The 10348-nt window shown below is 58.6% G+C and carries 7 protein-coding genes; 1 reads left to right on the top strand and 6 read right to left on the bottom strand.

Translation table 11 applies throughout. The features are described from left to right. The coding region (locus FHT75_RS35690; protein WP_210294530.1) for a hypothetical protein at positions 1 to 248 on the top strand (248 nt) is incomplete at its 5' end. Here FHT75_RS35690 and FHT75_RS33885 read toward each other — a convergent pair. The 6 genes from FHT75_RS33885 to FHT75_RS33860 all read right to left on the bottom strand — a co-directional run bounded on the left by FHT75_RS33885 (position 217) and on the right by FHT75_RS33860 (position 9609). Next, positions 217 to 1869, bottom strand: a complete 1653-nt coding sequence (locus FHT75_RS33885) for a GNAT family N-acetyltransferase (RefSeq protein WP_029733027.1) — start codon at positions 1867 to 1869, stop codon at positions 217 to 219. The genes FHT75_RS35690 and FHT75_RS33885 overlap by 32 nt on opposite strands. A gap of 269 nt (positions 1870 to 2138) precedes the next feature. Then, the gene (locus FHT75_RS33880) at positions 2139 to 2630 is read right to left on the bottom strand and encodes a hypothetical protein (RefSeq protein WP_028756241.1); all 492 of its coding nucleotides are present in this window, start codon (positions 2628 to 2630) and stop codon (positions 2139 to 2141) included. 125 nt (positions 2631 to 2755) lie between these two features. After that, positions 2756 to 4105: an HlyD family type I secretion periplasmic adaptor subunit gene (locus FHT75_RS33875; protein ID WP_028756240.1), complete on the bottom strand. Its 1350-nt coding sequence runs from the start codon at positions 4103 to 4105 to the stop codon at positions 2756 to 2758. A 5-nt stretch (positions 4106 to 4110) separates the two neighbouring features. Further along, the gene (locus FHT75_RS33870; RefSeq protein ID WP_028756239.1) at positions 4111 to 6423 is read right to left on the bottom strand and encodes a type I secretion system permease/ATPase; all 2313 of its coding nucleotides are present in this window, start codon (positions 6421 to 6423) and stop codon (positions 4111 to 4113) included. A 25-nt stretch (positions 6424 to 6448) separates the two neighbouring features. After that, a complete protein-coding gene (locus FHT75_RS33865; RefSeq protein WP_183845622.1) occupies positions 6449 to 8488 on the bottom strand; it encodes a hypothetical protein in 2040 nt (679 codons plus the stop codon). A gap of 146 nt (positions 8489 to 8634) precedes the next feature. After that, complete coding sequence (locus tag FHT75_RS33860) at positions 8635 to 9609, bottom strand: hypothetical protein (RefSeq protein WP_049808170.1); 975 nt, start codon at positions 9607 to 9609, stop codon at positions 8635 to 8637. Positions 9610 to 10348 lie beyond the last annotated feature (739 nt).

Raw genomic sequence — 10348 nt, 5'->3', positions numbered from 1 at the left:
GGCCGCAGGTTCAAATCCTGCCCCCGCAACCAAATCCCACACAGACCGCCATACACACTGATACAAAAAGCCCGCCTCGTGCGGGCTTTTGGCGTTTCCAGATGGAATTAAGCCAAGGCTTCAGCACTCGCCCCAGAGCCCATGGCAGCGTGGAAACGGAAAAATGTGTCGTGCCGGAACTGTCGGACCGCCTTTCCGCACCATGGCAAAAAGTCCTCAATGCAGACGCGGTCGGCGTCGTTCGCTGAGCTGCCGTCCCCGGTTCCAGCGGGCGATGGTTTCCGGCACGATGTCCGTCTTGCGGGCCGCCGGCTCGGCACATTCGCGAATGCGTTCAAGCGCCGCACTTGCCTTGGCGGCATAATCCAGTGCGGCCGGATCGTCCGAATGCACTCCCTGGATCGCAGCGAAGACGGCTTCTGCTTCAGCCAGCCGTCTGCTGGCAGTAAGGGCGATGCCACGCTTGTAATGCGCCTGGATGAGATGCGGCCCGATCTCGCCGACCTGGCGGAAAGTCTCTGCGGCCTGGTCATATTGATGCAGGGCAAGCTGCGTGTCGCCAAGCCGCATCTGGATCGGTGTCGGATCGGGCGCTCGCTCGGTGAGCGCGTTGTAGGCAGTCAGTGCCTCCGTCAGCTTGCCGCGGTCGAACAGCAGATTGGCAAGGCCGAATTCCGCGCCGGTATGGCCGGGAGCCGATTGCAGGACCTGGTTGAAGGCAATCTCCGCCTTACCGCGGGCGCCGTTGCGGTACATATCGAGCGCCTGTTCATAGACGAAGCGAATGCTGCGCGGGTTGAGCACGCCATGCAGGTTCTGGCCGTTGCGGGTGCGGAACAGGGTGCAACTGATCCGCCGTTCCTCTACCCCGAACATATATTTGTAAGGTTCGTTTCCGCGCAGGAAGTCATAGGTCTTGAAACCGTCCTCGATCGCCCGCCGGATGCAGTAGCCATGCAGGATGAGGCCGGGAGACGGCGTCTTCCAGTTCTCGTCGCGGCCGGTGATATAGAAGAGGATGGCCTTCTTCTGCCGGTCGACGATATTCGCCAGCGCGCCGAGCGGCTGGTCGCCGTACCACAAGACCGGCACGTCGAGATTGCCGCTGTTGAAGCAGTCCATCAGCATCTCGCGCGTGGTGACGATTAGCCGCTCGGTCCGCTCCGCACCCTTGCGGGCGCTCCATTTGATCCGCCAGAGATTGAAGAGGATGTTGAGGTCGCGATCGATGGTCTCGGGGGTTGCCATGGTGATCCGGTAGATATCGTCGCCTTCGACCTTGCGCAGGAACCGCCGGAGCTTCTGGCGTGTCTGGCTGCTCATGCGCTGTTCGAGATAATCGTCGAAGCTTGCCGGCAGCGGGACGATCGGGCAGATCGTGTTGTCGATGTTCTCGCTGTTCATCGGCGAGCTGTCGCGAAACATCACCTCCGGCCCTTGCAGCGCCTCGATCATCTTCTCACGCCGGCCCGCTGGGCCGCTGAAATATTCGATCTTCAGATCGGTCCAGTTCTGATGTTTGATAAACGAAGCAAAACCGGCAATGGCATGATGCTCGTAATCCGGCCTGACGATGAAGCCGGTGTAATCGGCCGCAAAATTCCCGGCCATTATGATTTCGTCGTAGAAGAGCCCGGTCTTCTCGTTCAGATGGGTGATGAGGCGCAGCGGAAAGAAGGCGACATAAGGTGCTGCGGGATCGCGCTCGCGAAGGGCAAGGATGAACCAGCGGCGCCGGCGAGAGAGATAATTCTTCAGCCAGATCCAGGAGAGGAAATGCTGCGCGTCGGGATCTTCCATGAAGACCCGATCCCAGTTGTCGCGTAGCGCCTCGAACCCGGCAATAGTGTCGATAACATCTATGCGCATGTCCGCCCCCCAATACCCCATACGTCACTCGGGAGGTTTCATTCTAATGGGAAACACCGATCTTCAAATAAACCGTCCGGATGATTTGCAGGGCTTAAATATGATTAGTCCTGAGCCGGCGCTTAACCCAAAATCGAAGTCGGTTTTCAGTAAAGATCACATATCAATTCAAAGACATAGAGCGCGATGCCCCTGTCGAATGCGACGCTTCAATCTATCTCGCCCGAAAGTGTGCAACGGTTTTGGAAAGAGATACTCGTAAGAGTTACTCAGAGCTCGCCGGCGATCCTCGGGCTCGCATGGATGAAGGCCCAGAGCGTCCGGCTGATGGCGACGATTTCGGCGATCGACTTTTCCAGAAGGTCGAGCTCGCGCGCGTCCATCTGCTCGATCTTGCCATAGCGGATCTCCTTGTCGTCCTCGACCAGCCGCATCAGCTGCGTGCTGGAGATCTCTCCCTTTTCGTCGAAGGAATAGATGCAGTGATTGTATTTGTTGCGTGTCTTGGATTCCTTCTTCAGCCGCGACATGGCTGAAAGGATCGCCTTCCGGTCGGAAGCTGAGGTCGAAGCGAGCTTGGCAAGCCGTTCGATGAGATCGATCCGGGCGCGCGTCGTATTGAGCGTCAGGAACACCACGATCGCCGCATCCTTTTCGACCCGGAGAAGATGGGCGATGATGTAGATCAGCAGGCTTTCGGTATTCGTCCAGACATAGTTCAGGCGGCCGACCCGCAACAGGACATCGGACATCGCCGCCATGCTCTACCCTTTCTCCCCCTGAGGGGACGACCCATCCCCAAGGGGATGATACGTGCCGACATTATATCAGAACAATGGACGAGGCCGTCATATTGCCGGACCGCTCCCTGCCTGATTGCGAGTGATCAGCGTTCCTTGAAAGCCCGTGACATGCTGTCGGTGATTGGTTTGCTCAGATATTCGAAAAAGGTGCGTTCCGACGTCTGGATCAGCACTTCTGCTGGCATGCCGGGAACGGGATGGAAATTGTGCACTCGGGAAATCTCGGAATCGGGTATTTCGACGCGGACGATATAGACGTCCTTGACCGAGACCCCGGAACTTTCCTCGATCGAGTCGGCCGAAACGTAGAAGACCCTGCCTTGCAGCACCGGCGTCGTGCGCCGGTTGAGCGCCGTCAGGCGGATCGAGGCTGTTTCTCCCTCGTGCAACTGATCGATGGAGGTACGCAGCACCTGCGCCTCCAGGATCAGCGGCACATGCGCCGGCAGGATTTCCATGATCGGCTTGCCGGTCGTGATGACGCCGCCGGCGGTATGAAAATAGGAGCGCACCACTGTGCCCGTCACCGGTGAGCGGATGGTGGTGCGTTCGAGCACGCCGGCAGCCTCGCGCATCTGTTCGCGCACGCTGTCCAGATCGGATTCGGCGGTTTCGAGCGCATCGAGTGCCGCCTGTTTGTTGGAGTTGACGGCGATGATGGCTTCCTGGCGGAATTTGGCGATCTCCGCCTCGCTCTCGTTGAGCTCGCCGTTCAGGCGAGAAATATCGCCCATCGCATCGGCGATCGCCCGTTCGATTGCCAGGAGATCCGTCTTGCGCATATAGCCGACCTTGACCAGGCGCGCCTTGGAATCGCGTTCCTCGGTCAGCAGCGCCAATTGTCTCTCGAAGGATTCGCGTTGGCCTTTATAGCCGCCGAACCGGTATTCCAGCGACTTGATGTTTTTCTCGATCAGATTGAGCTGCTCTTCGAGCTTGATCTGCTTGCTGTGGAAGACGACGTTCTGGCTCTGGATGATCGCGTTGATGTCTGGATCACTTGCTTCCTTCATGACGATATCGGGAACCTGGAATTCCCGCAGGCCCTGCGCTTCGGCACGGAGCCTTGCTACGACGGCTTCCAGGCGCAGGCGCCGAAGCTGCAGCATCCGTTCGTTCGAGCGGGATGCTGTCGGGTCGAGGGTCAGCAGGACGTCGCCTTCCTTCACCGTGTCGCCCTCGCTGACGCGCATCTCCTTGATGATGCCGCCTTCCAGATGCTGGACGATCTTGTTGTTGCCGGTCGCAACGAAGCTCGCCTGGGCAATGACGGCCGAGGCGAGCGGTGCCGTCGCAGCCCAGAAGCCGAACCCGCCGAACGAGGTGAAGAGAACCGTCAGGCCGACGATGCTGTGCACGCGGATCGAGCGCGGCACGTCGCTATACCATTCGAGCTGCGCCGGGCCTGATGTCTCCCGATTTTTGCGTCCCATGTCGTTCACCCTTCGATACGCGGTGCTTGTTGACCGTTATTGCCGTTGTTCTTGGAAAGCGCCTGCAGCACCTCGATCCTTTCCCCGAACATGGCGACAGTGCCCTCCTTGAGCACGAGGATCTTGTCGACGCATTGGAGAAGGGCGGGGCGCTGGGTGATGGTGACCGTGGTGATGCCCTGCTTCTTGGCGTGGATCAGCGCCTTGGCAAGCGCTGCCTCGCCCTGGGTATCGAGGTTCGAATTCGGCTCGTCGAGAACGACGAATTTGGGATTGCCGAAGAAGGCGCGGGCAAGCGCGATGCGCTGCTTCTGGCCGCCCGAAAGCGGAGCGCCGTCTGCCGCCACGATGGTTTCATAGCCCTGCGGGAAGCTTGCGATGAGCTCGTGCACGTCGGCGAGCACTGCTGCCTCGTAGATCTGATGATCGTCGACGTCGTCGCGCATGCGGCAGATATTGGCTTTGATCGTACCGGGAAAGAGCTGCACGTCCTGCGGCAGGTAGCCGATGCTTTCGCCGAACTGACGCTGATCCCAGTTGCGCAGATCCATCAGATCGAGGCGCACATTTCCCGATGTCGGAACGATCGAGCCGACGAGCATCTTGCCGAGCGTCGTCTTGCCCGATCCGGAATTGCCGATGATCGCAAGCGATTCCCCCTTCCTGAGCGAGAAGGAGATGCCGTTGAGAATGACCTTCTTCTGTGGCGGCGGCACGAAGAGAATGCGCTCGACATCGAGCCGGCCTTCCGGATTGGGAAGGCGCAGGCGCGGGAAGTTCAAGGGAGAGTTCAACAGCAGTCCCTTGATCCTGCCATAGGCGGCTGCCGACCGGTTGAATTGGTGCCAGCCTTCGATGGCGCCTTCGATCGGCGCCAGCGCGCGTCCCGAAATGATCGAGGCCGCAATCACCATGCCGCCCGTCAATTCTCCGGCGAGCGACAGATGCGCGCCCCAGCCGAGCAGGGTAACCTGGGTAATCATGCGGCAGGCCTTCGATATGCCCGAGAAGATAATGTTGCGGTCCTGAGCCTCGACTTGCGATTTCAGCGAGCCCGCCGTTTCCCGGCCCCACATCTTCACCGCCTCGGGGATCATCGCCATGGCGTTGATGATTTGCGAATTGCGCGACATGGAATCGAGATGGAAATTCGCCCGGCTGAGATAGCCGTTGGATTCGGCGAATTGCCGGGCGGTGAATTTCTGATTGAGATAGGCGATGAAAAAAAGCACCGCACAGCAGACCATGATGATGATGCCGAGATGCGGATGCACGAAATAGACGACGACCACGAAGAACGGCATCAGCGGCGCATCGAGAAATGCGATCAGCGTGCCTGACGTCACGAAGCCGCGCAGCAGCTGCAGGTCCTGCAGCGTCTGATAATCCTTGCCGCTGCCATGCAGCGACGCCCTCGCCGCAGCGCTGAGGATCGGCGCGCCGAGCTGTACTTCGAGCTCCACCGCGGTGCGCATCAGGATGAAGCGCCGCACCGAATCCATGAAGGCCTGCAGCAGCACGGCGCCGAGCACGGCGATCGAAAGCATGACGAGCGTGTCGATGGAGCGGCTGGTCAGCACCCGGTCGGATATCTGGAAGAGATAGAGCGGGATCGCCAACAGAAGCACGTTGATGGCGATCGTGAACATCATGACCACAGCCATGTTGCGTCGGACCGCCGCCATGCCGCGCGAGAGGCTGGCGGCGAAATTCACAGGCTCACTGCGCTTGTGAAAACCGCCGCCACTTCCCCCGCCCCCGCCCGCGCCGCCACCGGGATCGGAATCCTTGCCGGTTCCGCCGCCGCCGGTGCGCAGCCGTCTGTCATTCTCGCTGATCGGACCGCCCTCGCCTTCGATCGTCTTGCCGAAGGGCATCGTCGGGTTCGATTTGAGCTCGGTCGTCTCTTTCGGCAGTTCAGGCGCCGCCCGCGCTTCGATCTGCGGTTGGGCGGGTGCTTCCGCCGGTTTTGCTGTGGCCGGGGCCTGCACCACCGCGGCGAAAGGCGCCGTTTCCGCGGCCGAAGGTTTCGGCGAGGCTTCCGGCATCACCACCTTTTGCGCAAGGGGTGGCGGCGCTGTGTCTTCGCGCGCCATAGCGGCAGCCTCGCCTACTGCAACTTCGGCCGTCTTCTTGCCGCCTTCGGTCGATGAAGCAGCGGCGCCGCTGAGCCTGCGAAGGTTCTCGACCGCCTCGTCGATCGCAGAGATGCACAGATTGGCCGGCGCCGTTTCCGAAGGGGCAGCGGAGGGAATATTGCCCGACCTCAGATCGAGAGCGCTGCCTGCTGCAAAAACTTGTTTCGAAATCTGGTTCATCGTGGTTCCTTCGCAATACTTAAGGTCACGCGACCATGGCTTGCATTACGTCGGCGGGGTGCGCCGACGACCATGAAAGATCATGCCCGGCATTGATGACGCCATCGGCGGAACAGCCGGCCGTGGGATCGTCGTCATCGAGAAAGGCGATGACTTCGTTGGCGAGCCTGTCGTCGGCTGACTGCGGCTGCGTCGCATCATGCTCCACCAGCCCGCCTTGAATGAGGATGGCGTCTGAATAGAGCTGGCCTGCCAGATAGGTGGTCTGGCCGAAACTGTCGTAGTCGACGATCTCGGCGATGTTGATGACCGCATTGCTGCCGGTGTCGATCGTCACCGTCGCATCGGGATTGTTGCCGAGGAGCGTCGCCGCCGCCTGGGTCACATCGTCGGAATCGCCGAGGATGCTCACCTGCTTTATGATCGTCATGTCGTAGAGATTGCCGGTGATGTAGAGCACGTTGAGGCCGGCATATCCCTGAAAATTCACATCGAACGACAGCCCCTCCGGCATATTGGGATCGCGATCTTCGATCGCCTTCTGCGCTTCGATCATATAGTCCGGCATGGCCTCGAACGGGGTGCCCGTCCCGACATTGTGGATCGAGGCGAAATTCCAGATCAGGTTGTTGCCGGTCTGGATGTCGGCGCCCGGATCGACGCCGTCTTCCGCCCGCACCCAGTCATTGTCGTAGAGCAGCGAGATCTGCGTGATGCTGTTGATGTCGAGCACATTGCCGCCGATGATCACCAGGTCATACTGCATGCCCATCCCGAAAAAGGAGGATAAGTTGATGGAGGTATTGCCACCCGTCAGAACCGTGGCTTCGGATCCCGAGGTGGTGACCGTCATCGTGTCGTTGTCGCTGATGAAGTGATACTGCTCGATCCACTGTACGAAGGAGACGTCGCCATCGATGACGTTGACGCGCCAGCTGTTCGGGAATGTCGGGTCGGCAGCATCGGTGTCGGCGTGGCTCGATGCTGCGAAGGTGCTGTTTTCGAAGACGGCGATATTCTTGGCGATCGTTCCCGCCTCCTCGGCCGAATGGCCGGATGAGCGCAGCGTCGAGGCGATCTCGTCATTATCGCTGTAGACGAAGGCCTGGGAGACCGCGTCGATCTGGTGGTAATTGCCCATGACAGCGGTGACCGAGGTGATGACGCCGGTATTGATCACCGAGGCGATGTTGACCACGAAATTTGCGCCGGCGGTCACATCAAGGCTGTTGCCGCTGGGATCTGTCTGCTCGACGGATGAATTGCTGTCGTCAGCTTCTTCCTGGAGCTTGGCGAGACCGCGGTCGGGCAGGAAGTCGTCGAGGACGGGGATGTCGGCTTGACGTTTGCCATTGACATAGATGATGGGGTCGTCGCCCACCAGATCGGTGGTGACGAAATGATGCGTCGGGTCGGTGCTGAGCGAGGTTGTTCCGTTGTCCTCGGTATTCTGGGCATTCTGGATATAGGTTTCGATATCCTCGGCAATCTTCAGCGCGCCATCATAGGTATCAATCCGGTGCAGGCTCGAAAAAGGCGTGAAGATCTCGGCCTTGGCGCTGAAATCCGCGAGCCGTTCGATGACGAAACTCGTGTCGCGAGGCGCATGGATGCCATTCGTCATGTCGAGATAGTCGTCGTCGTAGAGAACGTTGACCTGAAGGACATGGCTGATAGCCGAGCCAGGCCCGGCAAAGACGGTCAGTTCCGGCTCATCCGACAGCACGATATCCGTAGGATCGCCGAAATGCGGTAGCGGGATGTCCTTTGCGGCGATCGCCGCCAGCTTCTCAAGGCTTTCTTCGAGGACGCGGCCTACATGGCGCGTCGGACCATATTCGATCTCGTAACTGCCGCTTTGGTAAATGACGCCCGGATCGTAGTCCTTGAGCTGGAAATCGGAAGAAAAGGCGGCGGTAAAGGCATCCTGATCCGGCAGAGCCGGTCCATCCGCGCCGGGTCCTGCCCCTTCGGCATAATTGGTGCGCAACCTCATCTCGTCGATCGTCATCTCGAAGACACCGATGAAATGCGCAATGATTTCCGAAATCTTCTCGATATGCATGGTTCGGCCCTCCCATTCGAAATGACGATCGGCCTTATCAGGCGCCCCTCGTTGGGAGCCGTGGTGTGGTCGTCAAACCGTTTTCAAGCAGTCAAACTGCACCGGCCGGAGCCGGTGCAGTTCGTCTTGGTCGTTGGAGGTCAGTGTCAGGTGCCGGTATCCTCGCCGACGTCGGAGACATGAGAATTGCCGCCGATGACGCTGGAGTCGACTGTATTGCTGAGCAGGTTCGCACCCTGAACGAGCTCGAGGTGGAAGCCGGAATTGGCAAGGATTGCCGAAGCATCGGCCGTGCTCGAGCCGCTGGCATCGTCGCCCGCCTTGAGGTCCCAGCCCTTGCCGTCCATCTCAATGCCTTCGGCACTGTCGGCGTGACCGGCGTCCGCCTTCAGGTGGTTGTCGGCGCCGCCATTGTCCATCTTGATGTTCCAGGCCTGGTCCTGGTCGGCCAGATGGTTTGCCTGGACGGCACTGAAGCCGCTGTCATTGCCCTCGCCGGACAGCGAATTGTTCAGGATGCTGTCGACGTCGAGCGTGAAGGAGAAGTCGTCCCCGAGATTGAAGGTGAGGTCGTGGCCGGCAACGCCGAGGTTGTCGAAGTCCTTGACGTCCTCGATCACGGCGAAGTCGGTGTCCGTCTTGTTGAAGCTGTCGGAGGTGTTGTTGCTGTCGGAGACCGTCTTGGTATCCGTATCCGTGATGGTCTTGATATCGGTGTCGGTCACGGTCTTCGTGTCGGTATCCGTGATCGTCTTGGTGTCGGTGTCGTTGTCGCTGTACGACTTGCTGTCATAGCTCCAGTCGTAATCGGTTTTGGTGTCGGTGTCGGTGATCGTCGTGGTCTTGACGCTCGTATCGTCGTCGGACTTGTAGCTCCAGTCATAGTCGTTGTCGCGGTTGTCGCCATTGCTGGCGGAGATTTCGGCCTTAACGTCGACGTCGACGCTGTTGTCCGTATTGTCGCGATTGTCGCCATTGGCGACGCCGACATAACCGGTCGAGCCGTCGTCGACTTCAGTTGAATTGACAGCACTGTTTGCAAAGCCGTCGGCCAGAGCCCCGACCTTCGTGATTTCGGTTTCGTCGCCCGAAGATTTCGGGGGCTTATAGTCGTCAGACATTGCAGTTACTCCAGAAAAAAAACCGGAGCAGCTTTTCGAAATCCCTCTCATCTCAAATGGGATTTTGCTCGCGCTCGCTCCGATGCGGTGAACATCGGCAGATGTATTCGATACTAGTCATCTGCGGGTTTGTCGCGACTTGTTGATCAAATCGATAGTATTGGGAACGTGCGTACTCAGTACAATGCCGCACATATCCGACTCCATATCCTGAAGAGGATAAGGAGTATTCAGGTTTTCTTTTAGTTGAGTTGCCATAAATGGAAGTCATGCATCAAAAAGGCATGCAGATACATAGCTCTTCCATGTCACCACTTGGACGACGACCACAGATTGGTGGAAAAAATGCGGATCCGATAGATATCAATTCGGGCTAAGGCGGATCTGCCACGTCCGGATAACCCCGTCGCGGGAGCATTAAGACCTTGTCGGAATCGATGTTGCTGAGCAGCTGGAATGCGGGACGCCCGGCATTCGCGGCTGGGTTGAGAGCCGACTTTCGACACGTCTCTGCCTCATCCCGGTGCATCCCCGCATGACGAAAATATGACAATTTGTACTGAAATATTACATTCAGTCGATCATCTATAGTCACGACAAATATAACCTTGAAGTATCTATCGCAGTGAAAATACAACCAAAGCATTGTAACGTATCGTTTTTCGTCCGCGAAAACTAATCACTTTGGGCCATTTCCTTCCTTCTCAATCCGTATTAACATAATTAAGAAATGTCTAAA

It is taken from the genome of Rhizobium sp. BK112 (assembly GCF_014193215.1).
In the GTDB taxonomy this organism is placed as follows: domain Bacteria; phylum Pseudomonadota; class Alphaproteobacteria; order Rhizobiales; family Rhizobiaceae; genus Rhizobium; species Rhizobium anhuiense.
Note: the sequence above shows the minus strand (reverse complement) of the source record. Positions and strands in the feature narration are given on the sequence as shown.